The 25,274-nt window shown below is 65.2% G+C and carries 25 protein-coding genes and 1 tRNA gene; 9 read left to right on the top strand and 17 right to left on the bottom strand.

Annotated elements, in window-relative coordinates:
* Positions 1 to 11: 11 nt before the first annotated feature.
* The 5 genes from ACQY7X_RS06070 to ACQY7X_RS06090 form a co-directional block, all read right to left on the bottom strand.
* Positions 12 to 887 carry an alpha/beta hydrolase family protein gene (locus ACQY7X_RS06070; RefSeq protein ID WP_428248961.1) on the bottom strand — a complete coding sequence of 292 codons (876 nt, stop codon included), beginning with the start codon at positions 885 to 887 and terminating at the stop codon, positions 12 to 14.
* A 38-nt stretch (positions 888 to 925) separates the two neighbouring features.
* Positions 926 to 1,864 (bottom strand): transcriptional regulator GcvA, encoded by a 939-nt coding sequence (gene gcvA, locus ACQY7X_RS06075; RefSeq protein ID WP_428248962.1) that lies wholly within the window; start codon positions 1,862 to 1,864, stop codon positions 926 to 928.
* A gap of 195 nt (positions 1,865 to 2,059) precedes the next feature.
* A complete protein-coding gene (gene folD / locus ACQY7X_RS06080) occupies positions 2,060 to 2,959 on the bottom strand; it encodes a bifunctional methylenetetrahydrofolate dehydrogenase/methenyltetrahydrofolate cyclohydrolase FolD (RefSeq protein WP_428248963.1) in 900 nt (299 codons plus the stop codon).
* A 4-nt stretch (positions 2,960 to 2,963) separates the two neighbouring features.
* Positions 2,964 to 3,248, bottom strand: coding sequence for a DUF167 family protein (locus ACQY7X_RS06085; RefSeq protein WP_428248964.1), 285 nt, complete (start codon positions 3,246 to 3,248; stop codon positions 2,964 to 2,966).
* A gap of 53 nt (positions 3,249 to 3,301) precedes the next feature.
* Positions 3,302 to 3,592, bottom strand: coding sequence for a YggT family protein (locus ACQY7X_RS06090; RefSeq protein WP_428248965.1), 291 nt, complete (start codon positions 3,590 to 3,592; stop codon positions 3,302 to 3,304).
* Positions 3,593 to 3,792: 200 nt separating this feature from the next.
* Between ACQY7X_RS06090 and ACQY7X_RS06095 the strand changes: the two genes are divergently transcribed.
* Positions 3,793 to 3,868: transfer RNA gene (locus ACQY7X_RS06095), tRNA-Ala, on the top strand.
* 226 nt (positions 3,869 to 4,094) lie between these two features.
* On the opposite strand, the gene ACQY7X_RS06100 is transcribed toward ACQY7X_RS06095, so the two are convergent.
* Positions 4,095 to 4,961, bottom strand: coding sequence for a ribose-phosphate pyrophosphokinase (locus ACQY7X_RS06100; RefSeq protein WP_428248966.1), 867 nt, complete (start codon positions 4,959 to 4,961; stop codon positions 4,095 to 4,097).
* Positions 4,962 to 5,077: 116 nt separating this feature from the next.
* Here ACQY7X_RS06100 and ACQY7X_RS06105 point away from each other — a divergent pair, with 116 nt between their 5' ends.
* Together ACQY7X_RS06105 and ACQY7X_RS06110 are read left to right on the top strand one after the other, a co-directional pair.
* Positions 5,078 to 6,595: a thymidine phosphorylase family protein gene (locus ACQY7X_RS06105; protein ID WP_428248967.1), complete on the top strand. Its 1,518-nt coding sequence runs from the start codon at positions 5,078 to 5,080 to the stop codon at positions 6,593 to 6,595.
* Positions 6,592 to 8,199 (top strand): MBL fold metallo-hydrolase, encoded by a 1,608-nt coding sequence (locus tag ACQY7X_RS06110; protein WP_428248968.1) that lies wholly within the window; start codon positions 6,592 to 6,594, stop codon positions 8,197 to 8,199. The genes ACQY7X_RS06105 and ACQY7X_RS06110 overlap by 4 nt, the downstream gene beginning before the upstream one ends.
* A gap of 6 nt (positions 8,200 to 8,205) precedes the next feature.
* Here the strand turns inward: ACQY7X_RS06110 and ACQY7X_RS06115 are convergent, their stop codons facing one another.
* Genes ACQY7X_RS06115 through ACQY7X_RS06130 form a run of 4 tightly spaced genes read right to left on the bottom strand, consistent with a single transcriptional unit; the run spans position 8,206 to position 10,634 of the window.
* The gene (locus ACQY7X_RS06115) at positions 8,206 to 8,634 is read right to left on the bottom strand and encodes a DoxX family protein (protein WP_428248969.1); all 429 of its coding nucleotides are present in this window, start codon (positions 8,632 to 8,634) and stop codon (positions 8,206 to 8,208) included.
* A 19-nt stretch (positions 8,635 to 8,653) separates the two neighbouring features.
* On the bottom strand, positions 8,654 to 9,421 hold the full coding sequence (locus ACQY7X_RS06120; protein WP_428248970.1) for a putative DNA-binding domain-containing protein: 768 nt from the start codon (positions 9,419 to 9,421) through the stop codon (positions 8,654 to 8,656).
* Positions 9,422 to 10,321, bottom strand: coding sequence for a DUF692 domain-containing protein (locus tag ACQY7X_RS06125; RefSeq protein WP_428248971.1), 900 nt, complete (start codon positions 10,319 to 10,321; stop codon positions 9,422 to 9,424).
* Between the two features lie 7 nt (positions 10,322 to 10,328).
* The gene (locus ACQY7X_RS06130; protein WP_428248972.1) at positions 10,329 to 10,634 is read right to left on the bottom strand and encodes a DUF2282 domain-containing protein; all 306 of its coding nucleotides are present in this window, start codon (positions 10,632 to 10,634) and stop codon (positions 10,329 to 10,331) included.
* A 196-nt stretch (positions 10,635 to 10,830) separates the two neighbouring features.
* On the opposite strand from ACQY7X_RS06130, the gene ACQY7X_RS06135 reads away from it, so the two are divergent.
* The 3 genes from ACQY7X_RS06135 (at position 10,831) to ACQY7X_RS06145 (ending at position 13,009) form a co-directional block, all read left to right on the top strand.
* Positions 10,831 to 11,385, top strand: coding sequence for a sigma-70 family RNA polymerase sigma factor (locus ACQY7X_RS06135; RefSeq protein WP_428248973.1), 555 nt, complete (start codon positions 10,831 to 10,833; stop codon positions 11,383 to 11,385).
* A 12-nt stretch (positions 11,386 to 11,397) separates the two neighbouring features.
* On the top strand, positions 11,398 to 12,030 hold the full coding sequence (locus tag ACQY7X_RS06140) for an NrsF family protein (protein WP_428248974.1): 633 nt from the start codon (positions 11,398 to 11,400) through the stop codon (positions 12,028 to 12,030).
* Positions 12,031 to 12,115: 85 nt separating this feature from the next.
* Positions 12,116 to 13,009, top strand: coding sequence for an MBL fold metallo-hydrolase (locus ACQY7X_RS06145; protein WP_428248975.1), 894 nt, complete (start codon positions 12,116 to 12,118; stop codon positions 13,007 to 13,009).
* Here ACQY7X_RS06145 and ACQY7X_RS06150 read toward each other — a convergent pair.
* From ACQY7X_RS06150 to ACQY7X_RS06165, 4 genes are all read right to left on the bottom strand, one after another.
* Positions 13,006 to 13,398, bottom strand: a complete 393-nt coding sequence (locus tag ACQY7X_RS06150; protein WP_428248976.1) for a hypothetical protein — start codon at positions 13,396 to 13,398, stop codon at positions 13,006 to 13,008. The genes ACQY7X_RS06145 and ACQY7X_RS06150 overlap by 4 nt on opposite strands.
* 7 nt (positions 13,399 to 13,405) lie before the next feature.
* Positions 13,406 to 14,164 (bottom strand): substrate-binding periplasmic protein, encoded by a 759-nt coding sequence (locus ACQY7X_RS06155; protein ID WP_428248977.1) that lies wholly within the window; start codon positions 14,162 to 14,164, stop codon positions 13,406 to 13,408.
* 65 nt (positions 14,165 to 14,229) lie between these two features.
* Positions 14,230 to 15,417 carry an NAD(P)/FAD-dependent oxidoreductase gene (locus ACQY7X_RS06160; protein WP_428248978.1) on the bottom strand — a complete coding sequence of 396 codons (1,188 nt, stop codon included), beginning with the start codon at positions 15,415 to 15,417 and terminating at the stop codon, positions 14,230 to 14,232.
* Positions 15,414 to 16,943, bottom strand: a complete 1,530-nt coding sequence (locus tag ACQY7X_RS06165) for a M81 family metallopeptidase (RefSeq protein ID WP_428248979.1) — start codon at positions 16,941 to 16,943, stop codon at positions 15,414 to 15,416. The genes ACQY7X_RS06160 and ACQY7X_RS06165 overlap by 4 nt, the downstream gene beginning before the upstream one ends.
* A gap of 74 nt (positions 16,944 to 17,017) precedes the next feature.
* Between ACQY7X_RS06165 and ACQY7X_RS06170 the strand changes: the two genes are divergently transcribed.
* Entirely contained in the window at positions 17,018 to 18,631 is a 1,614-nt protein-coding gene (locus ACQY7X_RS06170; RefSeq protein WP_428248980.1) for an ABC transporter substrate-binding protein, read from the top strand.
* 40 nt (positions 18,632 to 18,671) lie between these two features.
* Positions 18,672 to 19,490, top strand: a complete 819-nt coding sequence (locus tag ACQY7X_RS06175) for an alpha/beta hydrolase (protein WP_428248981.1) — start codon at positions 18,672 to 18,674, stop codon at positions 19,488 to 19,490.
* A gap of 191 nt (positions 19,491 to 19,681) precedes the next feature.
* Here ACQY7X_RS06175 and ACQY7X_RS06180 read toward each other — a convergent pair whose 3' ends face one another.
* Positions 19,682 to 20,851: a 3-hydroxybenzoate 6-monooxygenase gene (locus ACQY7X_RS06180; RefSeq protein ID WP_428248982.1), complete on the bottom strand. Its 1,170-nt coding sequence runs from the start codon at positions 20,849 to 20,851 to the stop codon at positions 19,682 to 19,684.
* Between the two features lie 194 nt (positions 20,852 to 21,045).
* The gene (locus ACQY7X_RS06185; RefSeq protein WP_428248983.1) at positions 21,046 to 22,230 is read right to left on the bottom strand and encodes a hypothetical protein; all 1,185 of its coding nucleotides are present in this window, start codon (positions 22,228 to 22,230) and stop codon (positions 21,046 to 21,048) included.
* Between the two features lie 131 nt (positions 22,231 to 22,361).
* On the opposite strand from ACQY7X_RS06185, the gene ACQY7X_RS06190 reads away from it, so the two are divergent.
* A complete protein-coding gene (locus ACQY7X_RS06190) occupies positions 22,362 to 22,910 on the top strand; it encodes a DUF6622 family protein (RefSeq protein ID WP_428248984.1) in 549 nt (182 codons plus the stop codon).
* 153 nt (positions 22,911 to 23,063) lie between these two features.
* Here the strand turns inward: ACQY7X_RS06190 and ACQY7X_RS06195 are convergent, their stop codons facing one another.
* Positions 23,064 to 25,232 (bottom strand): methyl-accepting chemotaxis protein, encoded by a 2,169-nt coding sequence (locus ACQY7X_RS06195; RefSeq protein WP_428248985.1) that lies wholly within the window; start codon positions 25,230 to 25,232, stop codon positions 23,064 to 23,066.
* Positions 25,233 to 25,274 lie beyond the last annotated feature (42 nt).

A 25,274-nucleotide genomic window follows, 5' to 3' on the forward strand; every position in this document is an offset into this window, starting at 1 on the left:
GCTATAACGGATCAGGCGGCGCGCGTCATCAGGCCGGCTTGCGTCAGCAACCAGTCGGCAGCCATGTCCCAATGCCGCACCGGCATGGCGCGGCGGAAGAAACCGAAATGGCCGATCTGCTCCAGGCCCCAATCGGCGGGCGCGACATGGCGGCGCTCGACCTGCGCCTGCGGGTAATACGCCATCAGCGCATCGGCGGCCTGCCTGGGCGCAATCGTATCGTCGGCGAAGCTGATGCTGAGCAAGGGGGCGCGCAGCAGATGGTTATGGGGCCGCAGCGGCTGGCCTTGTTCATCGCTGATATAATGCCGCGAGCGGCCCCAGCGCGCCCATTGCAGCGCCACGCCGCGCGGCAATGGCTCGCCGCCGAAAATCGCGCCGGGCATCTGGCCCTGCAGCCTGGTGAGCACCGGGATCAGCAGATACCACAGCGTCAGCATGCGCAGTTTGGCGCGCAGGCTGGGCCAGTGGCGCCAATAGCCGCTTTGCGAACCAACCAGCAGCACGGCGGCGAAATCCCCGAGATGCGGCGAGAGGCCCAGCACCTGGCCACCGAAGGAATGGCCGAGCAGGGCCAACCGGGCCTGAGGCCGCTTCGCCTTCAGCCATGCGGTGGCGGCCACGGCATCCAGCGCGCCCCAATGTTCCATCGCTGCCGCCGGGCCGCCGCGCGACTCGCCGATGCCGCGATAATCGAAGCTCAGCACGGCGATGCCGCGCGATGCCATATGGCGGGCGAAAGCATCGTAATAGCGGCGCGGCACGGCGGTGGCGGAATTGATCTGCAGGCTCAAGCCCGCATCGCTGCCCTGCGGCGCGTAATAAGTGGCGGCGAGGCGGCGGCCATCGCTGGCGGTGAGTGTGATTGCTTCCGGTTCGGTATTCATGGCGCGACCTTGGCGCCGGGCCGGCCAGGCCGCAACCGCTAAAACGGCTGCTTCGCCTGAAGCAATTTCATCTGGACATCGGCCTGGGCCAGCAGCTGCACCAGCCACTCGCGCAACGCCTTCAGCCTCGGCCGGTCGGCCTCGGCACGGCGGCAGACGAACCAGTAGGCGTAGTTCTCCGACAATTCCAGGCCAAACGGCATCACCAGCCGCTGTTCCAAGAGGCGCGGCGCCAAGAGCGGCGTGACGCCGAGCGTGATGCCGATGCCGCGTTCGGCGGCATCGATCGCCTGCTGCATGTTATCGACCCAGATTTCCCGCTTCGGCTTCAGACCTGCGACACCGGCAGCGGCGAGCCAGCGGCCCCAGGCTTTCGGCAGGTAGCTCAAATGAATCAGCGTGTGGTCGCGCAGGTCGCGCGGCCGCGTCAATGCGCGCAAACCGCCCCCACTCTGCATCAGCTTCGGCGAGGCCACCGGTGTTACCGAGATGCTGGCGAGCCGCGTGGCGGACAGGCCGGGCCAGCGGCCATGGCCCCAGCGGATCGCCGCATCCACCGGATCGCGGGCGAAATCAGCATTGCGCTGGGTCGATTCAACATAGAGCCGCAGCCCCGGCTGGCTGTCGAGGAAACTTTCCAGATTGGGAATCAGCCAGGCAGCGGCGATGAAGGGCACGGCGGAAACCCGCAATTCATCGCCCTGGCTCGGCGCCTGCAAGCGCTGCGAGGCACGCGCCACTTCATCCAATGCGCGGCGCACGCTGCCGAAATAATCCTGGCCGGCTTCGGTGAAGCGGATTTCGCGGTTGAGGCGACGGAACAGCGGCAGGCCGAGATGGCGCTCCAGCGCCTTCACCCGGTGGCTGATCGCCGAGGGCGTGAGGTTAAGCTCGGCGGCGGCCGCCTTGAAGCTCATATGGCGGGCGGCGGAATCGAAGGCTTCGAGCGCGAGCAAAGGCGGCAGGCGTTTCCCCATGGCGCCAGCTTAGCCGGATTCAGCCGAAGCGGAAGCCTGTCGTCGGGGAAGCCTGTCGTCGGGGAAGGCTGTCCGCCTTTTCCCGTCATACCCGCGAAAGCGAGTATCCCATTTCCAACCCGAATGGGACCCTCGCTTTCGCGAGGGTGACAAAAAGCAAATTACAGCATGCCGGGATCGATCCCGGCCCAGGGCTTACAGCGCGCCGGGATCGATCCCGGCACGGCGGCAGGCAGCCGTGAGCGTGTTGCCGAGCAGGCAGGCGGTGGTCATCAGGCCGACGCCGCCGGGCACCGGGGTGATGGCGCCGGCGACTTCGACAGCGGAAGCGAAATGCACGTCGCCGACCAGCCTTGTCTTGCCGTCCTCTTTCGGGATGCGGTTGATGCCGACATCGATGACGATGGCGCCGGATTTGAGCCACTCGCCCCGCACCATCTCCGGCCGGCCGACAGCGGCGACCACGATATCGGCCGCCTTGCACAGGCCGGGCAGGTCGCGGCTGCGGGAATGGGCCACGGTGACGGTGGCCGAGGCGCCGATCAGCAAGGCCGCCATCGGACGGCCGACCAGGATCGAGCGGCCGATCACCAGGGCATTGGCACCGGCAACCTGGGCGCCAATCTTTTCCAGCATGATCATGCAGCCCTTCGGCGTGCACGGCACCAGGGCTTCCATGCCCTGCGCCAGCATACCGGCATTCACCGGATGCAGGCCATCCACATCCTTGGCCGGGTCGATCGCCTCGATGATCTTCTGGGTGTCGATATGGCCGGGCAGCGGCATCTGCACAAGGATACCATCGACACGCTCATCGGCATTGAGACGCGCCACGACGCCGAGCAGTTCGGCCTGGCTGGTGCTGGCCGGCAGTTTGATCTCGTCGGAGACCATGCCGGCCTCGCGGGTCAGCACGCCCTTGTTGCGCACATAGACCTGGCTTGCCGGGTCCTCGCCCACCAGCACCACGGTAAGACCCGGCGCGCGGCCCTTGCGCGCCACGAAGCCGGGTATTTTCGCGGCCACTTCGGCGCGCAGTTCGGCGGCGATGGGCTTGCCTTCGATCAGCCGGGCTTGCGTTTTCTGGGCGGTCATCACGTCAATCCTTTGTCTTCAATCCAGCGAGCCAGGCATCGAGCCGCGCCCGCCATTCATCCGCATCGCCTGCCAGCGCCACCTGCTTGTGGCGGTCGGTCTCACCGGCGGCCAGGCGCAAATCCCGGCCAGCCACGCCCAGCTCCTTCGCCAGCAGCCTGAGCAAAGCCGCATTGGCCTTGCCCTTCTCCGGCACGGCGGTGACGCCGATGGCCAGTTCCACGCCACCATTCGCCGCCGCCTTGAGGCCCTGCACGCCATCGCGCGCCGCCTTCGGCGTCAGCCGCACCAGCAGCCGCAGGCCGCCGCCGATTTCGGCATACGGTTTCAGGGCAGCCGGCTTTAGAGCAGCAGGCGCGCCAGATCCTGCACCAGCAGCCGCTGCACGAACATCAGCAGCAGGATCAGCAGCACCGGCGAGATATCAAGGCCGCCGAGATTGGGCACCACGCGGCGGATCGGCCGCAGGGCCGGCTCGGTGACACGATAGAGGAAATCGCCCAGCAGGTAGACGAAGCGGTTGCGCGTGTTGATGACGTTGAAGGCAACCAGCCAGCTCAGGATCGCCGAGGCGATCAGCAGCCAGATATAGAGGCCGATCAGGGTGTCGATCAGCCAGATCAGCGCGTACATCGAGGTTCCTCGAAAATAACCGGCGGGACGGGATGGCCCTTGATACCGGCTGCCGCCCGGCTTGGCAACAACAGGGGCCAGCCATGGCCCGGGAGAACCGGCGGCGCCGGAAAATCCCCGAATAGGGGTGTGGACAAACCGGGCCGCCTTGGCTACAAGCATGCCGCCCGCAAAATTGCGTATGCGGGCCGGAACGGACTGGGGCCGTAGCTCAGATGGGAGAGCGCCTCGTTCGCAATGAGGAGGTCAGGGGTTCGATTCCCCTCGGCTCCACCAACCCAGCCTTTCCGATTGCCGCCCAGGTTAATACCCCGGCAAACTGAATTCATGAAATCCGCGCCGCCCGAACCGCATTCCGGCATCGCCTAATCGCGGTTCATTGCGGCTTGTTCCGCCGCACTCCTATCAGGCCATTTCTATTGGAAAATCAATATTTCTGGTCGATTTGAAGTCGATGCACGTTCTTATTATACCCCTTTGACGGCGTAAATCCCGATTCCCCCTACAGCGCCGCCGCCAGCAGCGGCGCCAGGCTGATGGCGTTGCTGGGATGCGGCACGCTATCGCAGGAGACGATGCGGCTGGCCAGCGGTTGCAGGGCGGCATAGGCATCGCCGGCGAACAGCGCATGCACCACAACGCAGACTGGCTTGGGCAGGCCCAACGCCACCAGCAGCCGTGCCGCCTGCATCAGCGTGCGGCCCGAGGAGGCAATATCATCCACCAGTACCGGCTGGCGGCCGCGATAGGCCGAAAGATCGGGCAGCGCGATTTCGACGGAGCGGTCGCCATGGCGGGTCTTGGCCAGCACCGCATGCGGCGCACCGGCCCGCGCCGCCACCGCCGCCACCCATTGTTCGCTTTCCGCATCCGGCCCGAGCAGCAGCGCATCGGGCACCGCCGCCGCGATCCAATCGGCCAGCAGCGGCGCGGCATGCAGCGCCTGGGCGGGAATGGTGTAAAGCGCATCAAGCGCAGGATAGCGATGCAGGTGCGGATCGACCGTGATCAGGCGGTCGACATGCCGCGACAGGATGGCGGCGAAGCTTTTCGACGACACCGCCTCGCCGGCCTGGAAGCGCTTGTCCTGCCGCATATAGGCGAGATAGGGCGCCAGCAGCGTGACCCGGGCGGCGCCGAGATCGCGCGCCGCATCGGCAGCGAAGACCAGCGGCAGCAGCAGCGGATCGGGTGCGGCAAGCGTGCAGACGAGCACCGCCTCGCGCCCCTGCAGTTCGCCATGCAGGCGCACATAGCTTTCGCCATCGGGGAAATGCCGGGTTTCGACCGCGCCGCAGGGGCCGGCACCCAGCCGGGCAAGCTCCGTGGCAAGGGCCTGATTGCCCGGCATCGGCAGCAGCAGGCGCATGCTTCCTCCCTTTAGCCCTTCGCGGCGCGCCGTGGCTGGCCCGCCGCTGCCGCCAAGGTTAGACTGGCGACCGGGTGAGAGGCAAATACCACAGAAAAACCATCCCGCACCGCATCATGCTGAAACTGAAACGCATCGCCATCGACACCCACCGCGAAAGCATCGCCTATCTCAGCCGCGCCTGCGGCCATTATCGCGCCGATGAATTCCAGGCGCTCGGCAAGATCGAGATCCGCGCGACAGGCGGCGCCTGCCTGCTGGCGACCCTGAATATCGTGGATGATCCCGCCCTGCTGCAGGGCGATGAACTGGGTCTTTCGGAAGAAGCCTTCCGGGTATTCGGCATGGCCCAGGGCAGTTCGGTGCGCATCGCGCATCCGCGCCCGGTGGACAGCCTGGAGGCGCTGCGCCGCAAGATCGAGGGCCACGAACTGAGCGATGCCGAATACGCCGCGGTGATCGGCGATATCGCCGCCTCGCGCTACAGCAAGATGGAAGTTGCCGCCTTCCTGGTCGGCTGCGCCGGCTTCATGACCGTGGAGGAAGTGCTGCGCCTCACCCGCGCCATGGCCAATGTCGGGCGCCGGCTGGATTGGGGCGAGCGGCTGGTGGTGGACAAGCATTGCATCGGCGGTATCCCCGGCAACCGCACCTCGATGATCGTGGTACCGCTGGCGATGGCCCACGGCCTGACGATTCCCAAAACCTCGTCGCGCGCCATCACCTCTCCGGCCGGCACCGCCGATACCATGGAAGTGCTGGCCCGCGTGGATATCGGCACCGACGAGATGCGTACCATCGTTGATCGCATCGGTGGCTGCCTGGTCTGGGGCGGGCGGGTCAACCTGTCGCCAGCCGATGACGTGATGATCACCGTGGAGCGCCCGCTCGGCATCGACACGCGCGAGCAGATGGTGGCGTCGATCCTGTCGAAGAAACTGACCGCCGGATCGCGCCACCTGGTGCTCGACATGCCGGTGGGTCCCAGCGCCAAGCTGCGCAGCCAGGGCGATGCGGTGCGGCTGCGCAAGCTGTTCGAGTATGTCGGCGGCGCCATCGGGCTGTCGCTGGACATCCGCATCACCGATGGCAGCCAGCCGATCGGCCGCGGCATCGGCCCGGTACTGGAGGCGCGCGACGTGATGGCGGTGCTGCGCAACGAGGCCACGGCACCGACCGATCTGCGCGAACGCGCCCTGCTGCTGGCCGGCGCACTGATCGAAGCCGATGTAGCAGTGAAGGGCGGGCAAGGCATCCGCCGCGCCCGCGAATTGCTGGAAAGCGGTGCCGCTCTGCGCGCCATGGAAAGGCTGATCGAGGCGCAGGGCGCCAGCCCCGGCATCCCGGCACCCAGCGCCACCAGCCGCGAAGTGCCGGCGCCGGCCAGTGGCGTGGTCAGCGGCATCGACTGCCTGCGCATTGCGCGGGTGGCACGCATGGCGGGCGCGCCGGCCTTCAAGCATGCCGGCGTTGACCTGCTGCGCAAGATCGGCGAACCGGTGCGCGCAGGCGAACCGCTTTACCGCATTCATGCCGGGCTGGACGCCGATCTCGGCTTCGCCGCCGAACTGGCGCAACAGGATAGCGGCTACCGCATCAACGGTGCCGCAGGCAGGGAGGAGGCCGCACCATGAGTCTGCGTCTTGGCGTTCATGGTGCCGCCGGCACCGTCACCGGCTCCTGCTACCGGCTGGAAATCGGCAATCAGGCCGTGCTGATCGATTGCGGCATGTTCCAGGGCGACAAGACCCTGAAGCAGCTGAATTACGAAGCCTGGCCGTTCGATCCGCGCCACATCGCCGCCGTGCTGCTCACCCATGCCCATACCGACCATAGCGGCCTGGTGCCGAAACTGGCCAAGGCCGGCTATGGCGGCCCGATCTACGCCACGCCCGGCACGGTTGACCTGCTGCATTTCATGCTGCCGGATTCCGGCAGTATCCAGGAAATGGAAGTGGAGCGGCTGAATCGCCGCAACCAGCGCCGCGGCCTTGGCGTGGTGCAGCCGATCTATACCGCAGACGACGCCCAGGCCAGCCTGCAATTGCTGCTGCCACGCGATTTCAACAGCTGGTTCGAGGTGGTGCCGGGGCTGCGCGCGCGGTTCTGGAATGCCGGCCATATCCTCGGTGCCGCCTCCATCGAACTGGAAGCGGAAAGCGGCGGCGAGACCCTGCGGCTGCTGTTCTCGGGCGATATCGGGCCGGAACACAAGGCATTGCAGGAAATCGCCGAAGCACCCAGGGCGCTGGATGTGGTGGTGATGGAATCAACCTATGGCGGGCGGCCACGGCCAAAGCTGGACGATGCCGGCCGCCGTGCCGTGCTGGCCACCGAAGTGAATACCGCGCTCGCTGCCGGCGGCAACCTGGTGATCCCGGCCTTCGCCGTGGAACGTACCCAGGAATTGCTCGCCGACCTGACGCGGCTGATGGCGGAAGGCGCCGTGAAGCGTGTGCCGGTATTTGTCGACTCGCCGCTGGCGACCAATATCACCAATGTTTTCGCGCGCTATCTGCACAAGGCCAATGGCGTGCAGAGCAGCGAGCGCCAGCCGTTCCAGGGCGGCAGCCTGCATTTCACCCGCAGTGTGCAGGAAAGCATGCAGATCGAGCAGGTGAGCGGCGGTGCCATTATCATTGCCGCCTCCGGCATGTGCGAGGCCGGCCGCATCCGCCACCACCTGAAAAACAACCTCTGGCGCCCCAATGCCACCGTATTGCTGATCGGCTATCAAGCCGCCGGCACGCTCGGCGCGCTGCTGGAACAGGGCGCCAATCCGGTACGCATCCAGGGCGACGAAGTGCAGGTGCGCGCCCGCATCCGCAAGCTGGAAATCTATTCCGGCCATGCCGACCATGATGAATTGCTCGATTGGCTGCGCGACCGGCTGCCGGTGCGGCGCGGCCTGTTGCTGACGCATGGCGAGGCCGATGCCATCGCGGCTTTGCGCAGCACCATCGCCGGCTGGGGTGAAACCGCGCCGCTGGTGACAGTGCCGAAACTGGATGAATGCTACGATCTGGCAGCGCCGCATCCGCGCCTGCTGAAAGCGGCCAGCCCACGCAAGCGGCTTGATCGCTATGCCGAAGCGGAAGCCGTGGCAGGGCATGACTGGCATAATGATTATGCGCTGCTGATGCTGCAGGTGCAGCAGCAGTTACGCCACGCCAACAGCGACGCTGAGCGGCGCCGCCTGCTGCGCAAGCTGCATCGCGTGCTGGGCAAGGAAAGCTGAGCCGCCCTAGCCCAGCCTGCCGCCGATCAACCGGTCCAGCGCAACCGCGCCACCGCCGTGTTTGATCAGGTAGAGCAAGGCCACGGCCCAGGTGGCGTGGGTATCGAAGGCATTGGGATAGACGAAAAGCTGGATCACCAGAGTCATGCCGAGCAGCGCCAGCGCCGCGAAGCGCGTCGCCAGCCCGAGCAGCAGCAGCGGCGGCAACGATAGTTCGGCAGTCATTGCCAGGGGTGCTGCAAGTTCCGGCGGCAGCAACGGCAGGCGGTATTCCTCGCGAAACAGCGCCTGCGTGGTGCCATCGGCCCAGCCATCCCATTTCAGCAGGCCGGAGCGCAGGAACACGATGCCAATGCCGAGACGCGCCAGCAGCGCGATCAGGTCATGCGGGATGCGTCCGAACAGCGCCACCAGGGGCGTAATTCCTATGGTCATGGTTTCCTCGTTGACGTGATCAGCCAGCCGCAATGCCGGTAATGGCGCCGGCATCGAACAGAGTGGCAAGCAGAGACGGCAGATCGGCGCCGTGATCGAGCGCGGCATCGGCCGCTGCGGCAAAACCGGCGCCGGCCTGCACTGCCGTGATGAAGGCCGCACCGCCGGGCGGCAGCGCCATCACCAGCACGTCAAGCAGTGGCCGCGTCACCAGCGCGGTTTCACCCGGCATCTCGGCACCGAGCGGCCTGACCTCGGCATCGTGGCTGTTGGTCTGCCACAGCGACACGATGGGATAATCCGACACCTCAAGACGCAAGGCCGGATGCAGCCGCAGGCGCGCCATGGGCAATGCCGTTTCCGGCAAAGCGGCAAGATCGGCAATGCTGGCGGCAGGCGCATCGGCGGCGTGATAGGCTTCGCTGCGCGCCCATTCCAGCGCCGCCATATCCGGCAGATAGGGCAGATCACGCACCGGCGCGAAGTCTTGCAGGAACGCGCCGAAGCCCTTGCCATAGCGCGCCAGCACCGGCGAGGCCGGCGGAAGCTGGCGCACGAAAACCAGCGCCATGGCATGGAAGAATTCATCGCCCACCAGGCGGCGGATCACCGGAAAGCGCGCTTCCAGCACGGCGGCCAGACTGACATGCATGTTGTTGCGGTGGATATTGAAGTGCGCACGGCATTGCGCGGCAGAAGTGGCACGGATCGCAGCCGGCGGCGGCCGATCCGGGTCGCGCAGGGCCGCCGTAAAATCGGCTTGCAGCTTGTGCAGGGCGGCGCTCATTCAACTCGCCTCGGCAAGTGCATATCGCTGCGGATCAAGCAGGGTGTCCGCGCGGCGCGCCTCGGCCAGTAATATCCGCCAATCGGGAATCGCGCCATCCCATTCGATCAGCGTGGGGAAAACGCCGCCGCGCCGCAGCACGCGTTCATAGAGCCGCCAGACCGGCGGCAGCACGGCGCAATCATGGCTGTCGATCAGCAATGCGCCGTCATCGCTCTCGGCATGGCCTGCAAGGTGGATTTCGCCCACCAGCGACAGCGGGAAACGGTCGATATAGGCTTCCGCGCTGAAGCCGTTATTCACCGCCGAGACATAGACATTGTTGACATCCAGCAGCAGGCCACAGCCGCTGCGCAGCGACAATTGCGCCAGGAAATCCACTTCATCCATCGTGTTGCCGGTGAAGCCGAGATAGGTGGAGGGATTCTCGATCAGCATGCGGCGGCCCAAAGCCTGCTGCACCTGATCGACATGATCAGCGACCAGATCGAGCGTTTCCCGCGTATAAGGCAGCGGCAGCAGGTCGTTGAGGAAGGCGCCGCCATGGCTCGACCAGGCGAGATGCTCGGAGAATTGCGCCGGCTGGTAGCGTTCGATCAGACCGCGCAGTTCTGTGAGATGCGTGCGGTCCAGCGGACCGGCGCCGCCGATGGAAAGCCCGACGCCATGGAACGACAGCGGAAAGCGGTCGCGGATGCGTTCGAGGTAGTAATGCGGTGGACCGCCCGCGCCGAGATAATTCTCAGGATGCAGTTCGAACCAGCCGACATCCGGCGCGGCTTCCGGCTTCTGCTCCAGGATCGCGGCGTAATGTTCAGGCTTGAGCCCGACACCAGCGCGACAGGGCAGCGCGGAGCGTGGCCGGACCAGCGGCCGAATTTGCGAGCGGTCCACCAGCATGAGGGGCTTAGCCCTTCACCGGCTCAAGCGAGCCCATGCGCTTGCTGCCATCTTTCAGCTGTACCTGCATGCCGGCGCAGGTGCCCTTGGCGACATACTTCCAGGCCGCCTTTTCGAAATCCATCTTGGCGGTGCCAGCGCAGGAATTGTTGCCGGTGGAGGCGCAGTCATTCTTGCCGGCCATCGAGATGCCGTAGCAACGTTCCTTGTCGCCCGAGGTCTGCGCCTGGGCGGGCGAGGAAAGCAGGGCGGCGGTGCTGACGGCGGTGGCAAGCGTGGCGGCGACGGCAAAGCTGAGGGTGCGGTGGGACATGGTACGTTTCTCTCCGATGAAGCGAGCCGGGCTTGGCTTGCACAGAGGTATTCGCCGGCCGGAGCCGAAGCGTTACAGGCTCACGCTTTCGTGTAGGCAAAAGCCCCTGGGCGTGTAGGCAAAAGCCGACTGGTTTTTTTAGGCGGGGCGGCTGTAACGTTCCGGCGACCCGCTGCGAAACAGGATAGAGAGCCGCTTGGCTGAACAGGAGACAGCACTGGACGACCTGCTGCGCGCGGCCAATGGCGGCGATGCCGCTGCATACCGCCTGTTCCTGCAGGCGGCGGCGGTGAAGCTGCGCCCGCTGGTGCGGCGTGGCCTGGCGCGGGCCGGCCGGCCGGATGCGGAATGTGAGGATATCGTGCAGGAGACGCTGCTGGCACTGCATCTCAAACGCCATACCTGGGACCAGACGCAACCTCTGCGCCCCTGGCTTGGCGCCATCGCCCATCACAAGCTGGTGGATGCGCTGCGCCGGGGCGGTTTCCGCCAGCATCTGCCGCTGGATGAAATCGAGGAACTGGCCGCCCCAGGCAACGAAGCTGCCCAGGCCGATCATGCCATCGATGCCAATGCGCTGCTGGATGCTCTGCCCGAGCGCCAGCGCGCCATTGTTGCCGGCATGGCGATGGAAGGCCGCAGCGCCAGCGAACTTGGCAGCCAGCTTGGCATGAGCGATGGCGCCGTGCGCGTCACGCTGCACCGCGCCTTGCGCCACCTCGCCGGCCTGGCGCGCGGCAAGAGCCAATAGGGGGAGGAGCGCATGAAAACCGATGACCTGATCAATGCCCTGGCCGCCGATACCGCCACCAAGCCGCCCAATGCCCTGCTGCGGCTGTGGCTGCTGCCGGCCCTGGGTATCCTGGTGGCGCTGATCGCCATGCTGATCGAACTGGGCGTGCGCGGCGATATCCTGGCGGCGCTGCAAAGCTGGCGCTTTCCGCTGAAAGTGGCGGTGGCGGCCCTGCTGGCGGTGCTGGCTCTGCGCCAGGCCATCGGCCTCTATCACCCGCAGGCGGCCCTGCGCCTGAAACCGCTGCTGGCGGTGCTGGCCGTGCTGGCTGCCGCCGTGCTGGCGGAATTGCTGCTGCTGCCCGGCGATGCCTGGCTGCCGCGCCTGGTGGGCCGCAATGCCGCCATCTGCATGACGGCAATTCCGCTGCTCGCGCTGGCGCCGCTGGCCGCCCTGCTGTTCGCTTTGCGGGCCGGCGCCCCGGTTTCCGGCGCTCGCGCCGGGGCCATGGCCGGGCTGGCTGCCGCCGCCATTGCCGCCAGTTTCTATGCCCTGCATTGCCCGGATGATTCGCCGCTTTTCGTCATCACCTGGTATGGCTTGAGCGGCCTGCTCGTGACCGCGCTGGGCGCCCTGCTGGGACACAGGCTGTTGCGCTGGTAATCACGGAAAGGTTTTTTGCCTCCCCGGCGGCGCGGGCCTAGACTCCGCGCAACGAAAATCCGGGGGAAACACAATGCTTCATACCATGGCGCTTCGTACCATGATGGCCGTGCTGCTTACGGCGGCGGCTTTGGCAACTGGCCAGGCACAGGCACAGCAAGCCCCGGCACGTCCGGCGATCCAGACCACCAAGGTGGACGGCACCAACAATGTGTATGTATTCCGCAATGGCGGCCACCAGGCGATGTTCGTGGTGACAGCGGAAGGCGTGATCGCCACCGATCCGGTGGCCTATGGCAAGCCGTTCGGCGGCCAGCAGTATCTTGAGGAAATCCGCAAGGTCACCGACAAGCCGGTGAAATATGTGATCTACAGCCACCACCATTACGACCATGTCGCCGGCGGCAAGGCGTTCAAGGAAGCCGGCGCCATCTTTGTGGCGCATCACAAGGCCAAGACCCGGCTGGCCAAGCTGATGGACCCGCATACCGTGCTGCCCGATGAAGTGGTGGGCGACAAGGGCCGCACCATCACGCTGGGTGGCACTGTGCTGGAACTGAGCTATCACGGCCTGAACCATTCGGATTCAACGCTGGTGATGCGGCTGCCGAAAGAGCGCATCGTCTTCATCGTCGATACCATCCCGGTCGGCAGCGTGCCGGGCCGCGGCATGATCGATTTCCACCCGCTGGAAACCGAAGCCTTCATGAAGAAGATGCTGAAACTGGACTGGGACCGCCTGATCCCCGGCCATCCGGGACCGAACGACCGGCTGGGCACCAAGGATGATGTGCGCGCGCAGCTCAAATTCCTCGAAGATGCCTCCGCCGCGATGAAGCTGCTGGCGCAGGACGGCAAATGCTGGGATACGGCGGAGCGCGACTTCAAGCTGCCGCAATATGAAAACTGGCCCGGCTATGCCAGCAACCTGCCTTTCGTGGCGCGGCGCTATTGCGGCCTGTGGGGACGCGGCACTTAAATCTTCAGCGACACGCCGGTCATCGGCGGCCATAGCCGCATCGCAACAGCGGCATCGAAGCGCAGGCCGTGCCAGGCGACGCGGCGGTTGCCGGCAACCGCATGCCGCGCCTGGGACGGCGCCACCGGCTCGATACGCTGCCAATCGTCGGGCGCAATCGACACCAGGGCAGCAGCCGTGGTTTCCTGGCCTTGCGTGGTGATGCGGCCTGTGCGCAAGGCATCGAGCAGAGCGGCGCGGTGATTCTCCTCGATGATGCGCGTGCCATCGGGAAACATCATGGCTTCAGCCAGGCCGATATGGCCCTCCGCCTTGAAGGCGGCGACCTTGGCCGGATCGCGCCAGCGGATCCAGGCCCAGGTCTGGGTCAGATTCCAGTAGTCGGTCACGGCTGGCTCATAGGGCACAGTCTTTCACCAGGCCGCGCTGGCGCAGCACGGCCGTGAGCCTGGCTGCACGCGCCGCGCCATCATGGCTGCGGGCGAAGGCGAAGCTTAACGGCGCCACGGTGATATGCGGCACCAGCGGCACCACCAGCCGGCGCAGTTCGGGCTGCGCTGACATCAAGGCATCGGCTTCCGAGCGCGAAATCAGCGCCGCATCGAAGCGGCCGCGCGCCAGCACTTCCAGCAATTGCGGCATATTGGACAGCGGCACCGGTGTGATCAGCCGCGCATCGATCCAGCTTTGGAACATGGGGCCATAATTCAGGCCCTGGCCGACGCCGATGGTCTTGCCGGCAATGGTCTGGCGCCAGTCGAATTCCTCGCCCCGGCGCACGAACAGGTCGCGGTATTCGCAAAAGACCGGCGGCGTGAAGGCGAGAAAGGCTTCGCGCTCGGGCAGCGGCGCCGCCAGCAGCATGCCTTCGACGCCGCCGCTGCGCGCTTCCTGCATGGCGCGGGCAAACGGCATGTCGCGCAGCACCAGGCGCAGGCCGATTTCGGGAAACAGCTCATTGGCCAGGCTGACCGCCAGCCCGCTTGGCCCGCCATCGCCATAAACCAGATAGGGCGGGAAGGCACCCATGCCCATGACCACGGATTCAGGCGCGGCAGGTATCCCGGCAGCAGGTGGGCGGGTTTGCGCCGCCACGGCGGCGGCGGCAAACAGGCCCGCAAGCATCACGCACAGAAACCGCAGGCGCCTCGTCATCCCCACTCCGCCACACCGATGATCCGCACGCTACGCGGAGCATTGGTGCGGCGCAAGCAGGCCAATCAGGGCTTGAACAGCGCCTTGCCCGCCGCCTGCGCCGAGGCCCAGGCCCATTGGAAATTGAAGCCGCCGAGATGGCCGGTGACATCCACCACCTCGCCGATGAAATGCAGGCCCGGCACCGCCTTGGCGGCCAGGGTCTGTGACGACAGGTCGGCGGTATCGACGCCACCCAGCGTCACTTCCGCCGTGCGATAGCCTTCGCTGCCAACGGGCATAAGCCGCCAATGCCGCACCAGATCGGCGATAGTACGCAAACGGGCATCATTCAGATCCGCCAGGCGCCGCGCCGCATCCTCGCCGCTCAATTGCTGCGCCAGCCGTTTCGGCAGCCATTGCCCCAGCGCCGTGGCAAGCTCCTGGCGCGGATTGGCGCCGCGCGCCGCCTTCAAGGCAGCGAATACATCCGTATCCGGCGCCAGGTTCAGCGTGATGGCCTCGCCCTCATGCCAGTAGGATGACACTTGCAGGATTGCCGGGCCGCTGAGGCCGCGATGGGTGAACAGCAGGGCTTCGCGGAATCTGCCTTTTCCAGCTTGCGCTTCGATCTGTGGCACCGCAAGCCCGGCCAGCGGCGCCAGTTGCGCCAGCAGGTCCGGCGCGAAGGTAAGTGGCACCAGGCCGGGCCGTGTCGGCACGATGCCAAGGCCGAATTGCCGCGCCAGGCGATAGCCGAAATCCGTGGCGCCGATTTTCGGAATCGACAGGCCGCCGGTGGCAACAACCAATTGCGCCGCGCGATAACCGCCCTTGTCGGTGGTGACCTGGAAGCCGGCTTCGTCGCGCGTCACTGCCGTGATGGTTTCGGCCATGCAGATTTCGGCCTGGCCCTTGGCGCATTCATCCAGCAGCAGTTGCACGATCTGCTTCGCCGAGCCGTCGCAGAAAAGCTGCCCCAGCGTCTTTTCATGCCAGGCGATGCCATGCGACTCGACCAGGGCGACGAAATCGCTCGGGCTGTAGCGGCTCAGGGCCGAGACGCAGAAGCGCGGATTGGCCGAGAGGAAATTCGCCGGCGTGGCATGCAGGTTGGTGAAGTTGCAGCGGCCGCCGCCGGAGATGCGGATTTTCTCGCCCGGATTTGGCGCATGATCCAGCACCAGCACGGAGAGGCCGCGCTGGCCGGCCACGGCGGCACACATCAGCCCGGCGCCACCAGCACCCAGGATGATCGCGTCGTAAGCGGTCAAACCGGCGCCCACTCCAGCTCCGGGTCGAGCGGGAAGATCGGGCGCGGTACTTCGCGCCACGGCACGCGTTGCAACATCGGCGTGGTGAGGCCCGGCGCATCGGCCTCGATGATCTGCTGATCGCTGAAGATATCGTCGAAGCCGGCGCGGAAATGGCCGCGCGACTTCACGATCAGGCTGCGCAATTTGCGCAAGTCGATGCCGAGACTCTCGAAGAACATCGGATCGAGCGCCTGATGGCGATAGGTGGTGACGATCACGGTGATGCCGCCGACCTGGATCGCGGCGGCCTTGCCCATATCCATCTGGCGCCCCGCCGCCATGCCGCGCCGGCCGACGAACAGGCCATCGGAGAGTTTCACCACGCGGCCCGGCAGGGTGAGCGTGCCGGAGAAATCCGTGGAAGGCTTGCGGTTGAAGGTGGCGGGAAACTGCACGCCTTCGCCTAAGCGATGCGCTTCCGCCGCCAGTTCGGGATCGAAGAACGGCCCCAGCGCGCAGCCCTCGACGCCGGCCTTGTGGAAGGCTTCCAGCAGATAGGGCGTGTTGCCGCCGCCGCCGCCGCCAGGATTATCGGCGACATCGGCAAACAGCAAAGCCGGCTTGGCCGCATCGCGTCCGGCGGCGAGCGCCATGGCCGTGCAATCCTCGATGCTGGTGAGCCTGGCGACAAAGCGATGCCGCGTCGACCAGGCCTGCGCCGCCACCTCGCGGGCCACCTGATCGGCGCGGGCCTGGCTGTCGGCGGTGACGATCACCGACATGCCGTTCTTTGGCGTATCGCCAAGCGAGAAGCCGGAATTGATCGAGACGTCCCACACATCCTCGCCGACATACTGCTGCCCGAAGGCGATCAGGTCGGCATACGGCCCGGCCTTGGTATTCTGCGAGGTGGAGGGCGGAATGAATGGCAGCTTCTGGAAGCCGCGCGAAGGGCGTTCGCCGGCCAGCAGCCGTTGCAGATGCCGGGCGCAATCGGCGCCGCGATCCGCCATGTCGGTATGCGGATTGCAGCGGTAGCTCACCATCATCTGGGTCAGATCAACCATCGCCTGGTTGACATTGGCATGCAGATCCAGCGTGCAGAGCAGCGGCACATCCGGGCCGATCACGCCGCGCACGGCGCGGAACAGCGTGCCATCGGGATCGATATCGCCGGTGGCAATCGCCGCACCATGCTGCGAGAGGAATACCGCATCCAGCGGCCCGCCCTCGCGGATATGGCGTTCCAGTTCTTCCACCATGCGCCGCACCACCCATTCGAAGAAGGGCTGGTCCACCGGGCCCGAGGCACCGACGGCGGCCATGATCAGCGGTAGTTTCTGCCACGCGCCGAAACCATCCATGGCATTGGTAAAGCCGGTGACGGTGGGCGGCACTTCCGGCGCCGGCTTGGCGATATCGGCCAGCAGTTCGGCGCCTTCCAGCAATACCGCATCGCGGAATTCGGCCTCGGTGGCGACCGGCGAATGATTGTTGCTTTCGAGCATGAAGCCGCCAAAGGCGATGCGAGGCAGTTTGGTCATGGTTTTGGGGCGGTACCGTTTGACAGCAGAGGGAAGAATGTTCTCATACTAATGAATTGATATCGGAGGGGGCAATGCATCACATCAACCGGCGTGAACTGATTCTGGGCGGTACCGCCCTTGGCGTACTGGCCCCGGCGGGCATGGCGCTCGCTCAAACGCTGGCACAAGCCACCGTGGTGCCCGGCACCCTCACGCTCGGCACCAAGCTGGAGCTGAACACCCTCGATCCGCATTTCTTCAACGGCTTCCCGCAAGGCTCCAGCCACAGCCTGATCTTCGATTCGCTGATGACCCTGGACAACAGCCTGCGGGTGCAGCCGGGCCTCGCCACCGGCTACAAGCTGGTGAGCGAACTGGTGTGGGAATTCACGCTGCGCCGCGATGTGAAGTATCACAATGGCGCCGCCTTCACCGCCGCCGATGTGGTGGCGACCTATAATCGCGTGCCGAATGTGCCGAACAGCCCGAACCTGTTCAGCCAGTTCACCAAGTCCATCGACCGCATGGAGGTGGTGAACGACCACCTGATCCGCTTCCACACCAAGGAGCCGAATCCGACCCTGCCCGCCGATCTTTCGCGTGTGTTCATCATTCCGGCCGCGCTGGCCAATGCCACCACGGCGGATTTCAACACCGGCGCTGCCTTCTGCGTCGGCACCGGGCCGTACAAGGTGGTGGAATGGGTGAATGGCGACCGCCTGGTGCTGGAAGCCAATCCGGCCTATTGGGGCGGCAAGCCGGCCTGGGGCAAGGTGGTCGAGAAGGTGATCAAGAGCGATCCAACCCGCATCGCCAACCTGCTCGCCGGCCAGGTGGATGCCATCGACGAAGTGCCGCCGGGCGATATTCCGCGCCTGCGCGACGATCCCCGCTACGCCATGTATAGCGGCCCGAGTTCAGTGGTGCATTACATCGCGCTGGATTCCGACCGCGACGACAGCCCGTTCATCTCGGCCAAGGACGGCCAGCCGCCGCTGAAGGGTAACCCGCTGAAGGACAAGCGGGTGCGCCGTGCGCTCTCGCTCGCCATCAACCGCGAATTGATGGCGAGCCGCCTGATGGATGGCTCGGTATCGCCGGCCTCGCAATTCATGCCCTCGAGCTTTGAAGGCACCAGCCAGAAGCTCAAGCCGCATGCCTTCGATCCGGACCAGGCGAAGAAGCTGCTGGCGGAGGCCGGCTATCCCGATGGCTTCAAGATCACGCTGCATGCCACCAACGACCGCTATCCGAAGGACCGCGACATCGCCCAGGCCATCGGCCAGACCTGGACCCGGCTTGGCCTGCAGGTGGCCATCGAAGCCGTGCCCGGCACGGTATTCTTCGGCCAGGCCAGCACGCAGAAATATTCCGCCTTCATCGCGCAATACGGCACCGAGGAAGCCCTGATCGGCCCGCGCGCCCTGATCCACACCGTCGATCCGGCGCGCGGCATGGGCACCGCCAACCGCACCAAGCATTCCAACCCGGCCATCGACGCGGTGATCCAGAAGGCGGCGATTGAAATGGATCCGGCCAAGCGTACCGCGATGACCCAGCAGGCGCTGGAACTCACCATCGAGGAACAGGCCTTCATTCCGGTCTTCCACCCGAACTGGCAATTCGCCGCGCGCAAGGAATTGACGGTGGAAAGCAGCCCGCTGCGCCGTTTCAACGCCCTGATGGTGTCGCAGAAGAAGGCTTAAGCCCAAAAACCCAGTCCCCAAAAAAATAGAGGAACATCCGATGTTGCGCCGCTTAATGCTCTGGTGCCTGGCCATTGGCCTGGCGCTGCCCTTCACCACTGCCTCGTCCTTTGCCGCCGAAACCGTCGGCGTGTTGCTGCTGCATGGCAAGAATCCGGGCAGCCCGCAGAATCCCGGCCTGCAATCGATCCGCACCAAGCTGGAAGCCGATGGCATGCGCGTGCGCGTGCCGGACATGCCGTGGTCAGGCAATCGCTATATCGATGGCGACTGGGCCAAGGCGATGGGCGAGATCAAGAGCAACCTGGATGCGCTGCGCTCTGCCGGCGCCACGAAAATAGTGGTGCTGGGCCATTCCATCGGCTGCGCCGGGGCACTGAGCTACGCCGCGACACGCGGCGGCGTCGATGCCCTGGTGCTGATGGCGCCGGGCCATGTGCCTTACTATTACTATAATGCACAGCAGCAGGGGCCGAACGGCGCCGTGCGCGCCAGCATCGATGAAGCCCGCGCCCTGGTGGCCGCCGGACAGGGCGATACCAAGCGCGACTTCAAGGACAACAACCAGGGCAAGGCACTCTCGGTGCGCCTCACCGCCGCGCAATACTTGAGCTATTTCGATCCGAACGGCGAAGCCGAGATGGGTGAGATGGCGAAGAAAGTACCGGCCGGCACGCCGACGCTGCTGATCATCGGCGACGACGATCCGCTGACCACGGTGGCCAAGAGCTACATCTTCGACCGCCTGCCGCCAAACCCGAAGAGCGTCTATCAGACGATCAAGGGCACCCATGTCAGCGTGCTGCAATCCTCCCGCGACGAAATTGCCACCTGGATCAAGCAGGCCTTGGCGAATTAGGCAACGCGATACTCAGCGCAGGACAGTGCACTCTTTTCCCGTCATGGCCCGCGAAGGCGGGCCATCCACGAGTTTCCTCTTAATCCTGTCATACCCGCGCATGCGGGTATCCCATTTCAGTTTAATGGGACCCTCGCTTTCGCGAGGGTGACAAGGAATAAGACCCCATCAACCGTTGCATTCCCGCACGCTCAAGCCGCGCCAAAACCGTAAAGCCAGTCGAGGCTGTTGTAGAAATCCACCGGCGTCTTGGCGCCGAGCCAGGCGTTGCGTGCCAGGCGGCGCGCGGCATCGGGGTGATAGACATATTCCCCCATGGCACGCGAGGCCAATTGCAGCCGCGTGGTGCGCGGCAGCCGTTCCTGGCGATAGGCTTCAAGGCCAGTTGAAAGATCATTACCGGCCTGTTCAAGTGCCCGGCCAAGGCAGACCGCGTCTTCCATCGCCATGCAGGCGCCCTGGGCCATGTATTGCAGCATCGGATGCGCGGCATCACCGAGCAAGGCGACACGGCCATCGATCCAGGTTTCCTGCGGCTCGCGGTCGCACAGCACCCAGCGTTTCCAGCTTTCGGCGGCGTGGATGATGCGCTGTGGCCGCGCCGCGACATGGGCGAAGCTCTGGCGCACCAGCTCGGTCGGCACCGGCTCGCCGGCCACGGCTTCCCTGGCATCGGTATGCACCGTGGCAACGAGGTTGAACACCTTCCAGCCTTGCAGCGGGTAATGCACGATATGGCATTTCGGCCCGGCCCACAGCGTGGCGGCATTCCAGCGCAGTTCTTCCGGCATCTGTTCGGTGGGAATCACCGAGCGATACGTCGTGTGGCCCGAAACCACCGGCTCGCCATCGCCGACCAGCCGCGCCCGCACCGCTGAGCGCAGGCCATCGGCGCCGATCAGCGCCCGGGCTTCCAGCCGCTCGCCGCCTTGCGTGAGGGCAACGACACCGCTGCCGGTGTTTTCATAATCGACCACGCGGCAGGCTGTGCGCAGGACAACGCGTTCATGCGCACGGCAGCCTTCCAGCAGCACACCATGCAGATCGGCGCGGTGGATCACGGCATAGGGGTTGCGGTAGCGTTCGCGGAAAGGCTCATCCAGCGGAATGGTGCAGACGCGTTCATCGGAGACCGCATCCATCAGCACCAGGCCATCGACATAGACCGCCTTGGCCCGCGCCGCCGGACCGACGCCCAGATGATCCAGCGCATGAAAGGCATTCGGCCCGATCTGGATGCCGGCACCGATCTCGCCCAGGCTGGAAGCCTGCTCCAGCACGGTGACCGCGAAGCCCTTGTTGGCCAGCGCCAGGGCCGCCGCCAGGCCGCCGATGCCGCCGCCCGCCACCAGGATTGTCATGCCTGTTTGTCTCCCCCGGACCGATTGTCTTTTTTTATGCCGTCACCCTCGCGAAAGCGAGGGTCCCATTGCAAAGGAAATCAAAGGCGGCGCCCCCCGCAAACACCCCATCATACCCGCGAAAGCGGGTATCCCATTCTACAGTTAAATGGGACCCTCGCTTTCGCGAGGGTGACGGGAATTTATGGAGAGCATCAACCGGTGATGAAGCCGCTGTCATCGCCGCCATCGGCTTCCTCGCCTGCCGGACGCTCGGGCATGGCGAACACGGCGCGCTGGGCGGCGATGATTTCGGAGAGATGCACGAACTGGAAACGCCGGGTCTTGAGCCGCTCGATATAGGAATCGATCACGCTGAGCGCATGTTCGATCTTCGAGATATTCTCGCCGAGCTGCCAGAATTTCTCATTTGCGGTGATCAGGAATTCCACGAAGTCGCTTGAGCCGGTCTGGTGCACGAACAGCTTGTCGAAGCTGTCGTTATACTGCTTCAGCAGCGAATGGATGATGCGCGTGGCATAAACCAGGCCCTTGGCGACGCCATCGCGGTCTGAATCGAAATCCTTGCGCAGGTCCTTCGGCACATAATCCACCGGCTCGCTTTCCGAGGCGAGCCAGGTCACCAGGTCCATCAGCCGCTGCTTGATGCGGGCATATTCATATTCGAAATAGGAAATGCCCTTCCAGCCGTAGAACACCTCGAAGGTACGGTCATGCGGAATCGAGAAGGCACGCGCGATATCCTTCAATGCATCGATATCATCGAGGAACCACAGCTTATGGGTCAGCTTCTCGACGCGGCCTTCGCGGTCCGGCGCGTTAGGCGGAATCAGCGTCTGCACCATCTTGTCGAAACGCTGGTTGATGAAGCTGCGCACCGCCTCGTATTCCTGCGGCGTGATGGCGAAATAGCCGTCATCGGCCTGGATGCCCTTGCTCTGCAGCCGGTCCTTCACCAGGAACGGGGCGTAGGACGGGATCGAGCAGAATACATCGATGATCGCCTGGTCGCGGATGCGGCGCGGATCGTCATGGGTCTCCGACAGCAGGCCGGCATCCTGCAAGGCACGCCAGCCGCCACGCATCTTCGGCATGTAGGACACCGCGCCGTCGCCAAGCTGCTCCGGGTTATAGGGGATCACGATCTTGGTTTCGGTGTAGTTGCCGAGCGAAAAATCGGACACCCGCGTCGTGGTTTCCTTGACCACGAAACAGCGGTTCAGCCGCGCATTGGCGAACAGCAATTGCGGCGGTGCCGCCTCGGCGCCCGGCTGGGGCTGCTGCGCGGTTTCCAGGGCGCGCGTGAACAGCAGCGTGGCATAGACACGCGAGGTGCTCGAATTCAGCGTCGAGAGGAATTTTTCTTTCGCGTTATCCATCGGCGCGCAGTCTAGCCAAGCCGGCATGGGCGGGAAAGCCGCCGGGCCAGGCCGGGCCCGACCTGTCCCAATCCGACTCAATTGCACTTCCTGCTTGCCCGCGCCTTCGCCGGGAGATAAGCCTAGAGACAATGTTCGACAGCCTGCGCGCGATACTCAGCCATACCCCGCTCTGGGTCTTTGCCCTGTTCGCGGTACTGGTCTTCCTTGGCATCCGCCGCATGCGGCCTCGGCCGCTGAAACTCGGGCAGCTGCTGCTCGGGCCGCTGATCCTCGCCACCGTAACCCTGCCCTCGGTGATCCAGCGCGCGCTGCATCCGCCGGCTGGCGCCGAGGACCTGACGGTCTGGATGCCGGCGGTATGGGCGCTGGCCTGCGCGGCCGGCGCCATCATCGGCGGCAAGGCGGTGCACCGGCTGGGCGTTACCCGCATTCCCGGCAGCGACAAGCTGATGCTGGAAGGCAGCATCTGGCCGCTGGCGATCTATGTATTCAGTTTCTCGGCCAAGTATTTCTTCGCCGTCAGCTTCGCGCGCAACCCGGCGCTGCTGCGCGACCATATCTATCTGCTGGCGGAAGCCGGACTGGGCGGCCTGCTGGCCGGCGTGATGCTGGGCCGTGTGCTGCTGCTGGTACTGAAACGGCGCGCCGCCCGTTCCGGCGGCGCGCCGCTGATCTAAAAAAGACAAGCCCCGCTACCGCGTCATACTCGCGAAAGCGAGTATCCCATTTGAAATGGGACCCTCTGTAAGCGCGCGAACGCTAAAGGCGTTCGTGGGCGCACAGGCCCGAAGGGCTGGCGCGAGGGTGACAAAGAAAAGTAGCGTCACCCCTTAAAGCCGGAAGAAACCGACCGCCGTGGCGAGCTGGTCGGCCTGGCCGGCCAGCGACTGCGCCGAGGCATTGGTCTGTTCCACCAAGGCGCCGTTGCGTTGCGTCATCTCGTCCATGTTGCCGACGGCGACATTGACTTCCTCCAGCCCGGTCGACTGCTCGGCCGAGGCGGCGGCGATTTCGGCGACGATATCCGACACCTTCTTGATCGCGGCAACGATCTCGTCCAGCGACTGGCCGGTCTGGTTGACCAGGGCCGCGCCGCTGCGCACCTGATTGTTGGAATCGGCGATCAGGCTCTTGATTTCCTTCGACGCGCTGGCCGAACGCTGCGCCAGGCTGCGCACTTCCTGCGCCACGACAGCAAATCCTTTGCCGGCTTCGCCGGCACGGGCTGCTTCAACGGATGCATTCAGCGCCAGCAGGTTGGTCTGGAAGGCGATTTCGTCGATCAGGCTCATGATCTCGGAAATCTTGCGCGCGCTCTCCTCGATGCGGGCCACCGCCGCCACCGCCTGCTGCACCACGCTGCCGCCCCGGTTGGCGGTATCGCGCGCCGCCTGGCTCAGCTGGTTGGCGGCCTGGGCGTTATCGGCATTCTGCTTCACCGTGGCGGTAATCTCATGCATGCTTGCCGCGGTCTCTTCCAGGCTTGCCGCCTGCTGTTCGGTGCGGCCGGCCAGATCATGGCTGCCGGCGGAAATTTCATGCGCCGCATCGCGCACCGCATGGGTGGCGGTGCCAAGCTGCTGCACGATCTCGGTCAGCTTGGTTGCCATGCGGTTGGCATCCTGCTGCAATTCTGCGAACACGCCCTGATGCTCGCCTTTCATGCGCGCACCAAGATTGCCGTCGGCCAACTGGCCCAGCACCGTCGATAGCTCGCGCAATGCACCATCCGTGGTGGCGACCAGGCGGTTCACGCCATCGCCCAGGGTTTTCATCACGCCATCGAATTCCGCCGTATCGATGCGCCGGGTCAGGTCGCCGCTGGCGGCTGCCTGCACCACCTGGCCCATGGCGCGGTCGAGCATCGCTTCCTGCTCGCGCCGTTCGGTCTCGAAGGCGGCACGCTGGCTTTCCTGCTCGGCGGCAAGACGGCGGTTCTCCTGCGCATTGCGCTTGAACACACCGAGCGCCGCCGCCATGCGGCCGATTTCATCGGCGCGGCCTTCGGCGGGAATGGCGGTTTCCAGCGCACCATCGGCGATCTGCTGCATGGCGCCGGTCACCGCCACGATCGGCCGGCTGATGCCGCGCGCCAGCAGCACCGCCAGCACCGCAACGAGCGCCAGGGTGGCCACCGCGATGCCCAGCAAGACGATCAGATCGCGCCGCGTCTCGGCGGCCTGGGCGCTGATATCGGCGATGATCTCCACCACTGCCACCGGCTTGCCGGAGAAATTGTTCATCGGCGCGGTGAGCAAAGCCAGTTCGGTGGCGCCGCGCTTGGCGCGGCCGAGCCGCACTTCGCCGGCCATCGCCGCCTTGAGATCGGCAGGCTCCACCACATCAAGCTTCTGGGTCGCGGCATAGAGCTTGAAGTTATCGCCATCGGGCAGGTAGATCGCCACTTCGATGCGGCTGCGCGCCTTCATGCGCTTGACGAAATCTTCGCCCAGCACGGTTCCGGTATCGACAATGCCGAGCAGCTTGCCATCCAGCCGCATCGGCACGCTGGAGAAGATCGAGAGGTTGTCGCGGCCCGGCTCGATGCCGCCATGGGTGCGGCCGGTGTCGATGGCGGCCTTCACGGTCTGGCGCCGCGCCAGCACATTGTCGCCAAAGGCCGTGGGATTATGCGACCGCATGAACGCCACGCCGTCCGGCGACTGGATGGTGATCAGGCCGATGCCCTGGCGTTCGGTGAGGAATTTCATCGTTTCGGCCAGCAGCGCCAGCGTTGCCGGACGATCGCCGCGCGCCACCGCTTCCTGCACCGGACGCAGGCCGGCAACAGAGTTGCTCACGGCTTCGAGCGTCCGCTGCTCCTGCGCCACGCCATCCTGCACATCGCCATAGTAATCCCGCATCTGCTGGTCGATATCCTCCTGCGCCCCACGCAGGTTGTCGGCCACCATATAGGCGGCAACAATTAAGATACCGAGGAAGGTGGCGGCGAGCATGGCGGCGACGATGCGCGCACCAATGGAGCGTTGCAGGATCATGGCGAATCTCCCCAGGTCCGATTTTTTATCGGCCTGACTATC

Origin of the sequence: Ferrovibrio sp., assembly GCF_965278975.1 — a bacterium.
In the GTDB taxonomy this organism is placed as follows: domain Bacteria; phylum Pseudomonadota; class Alphaproteobacteria; order Ferrovibrionales; family Ferrovibrionaceae; genus Ferrovibrio.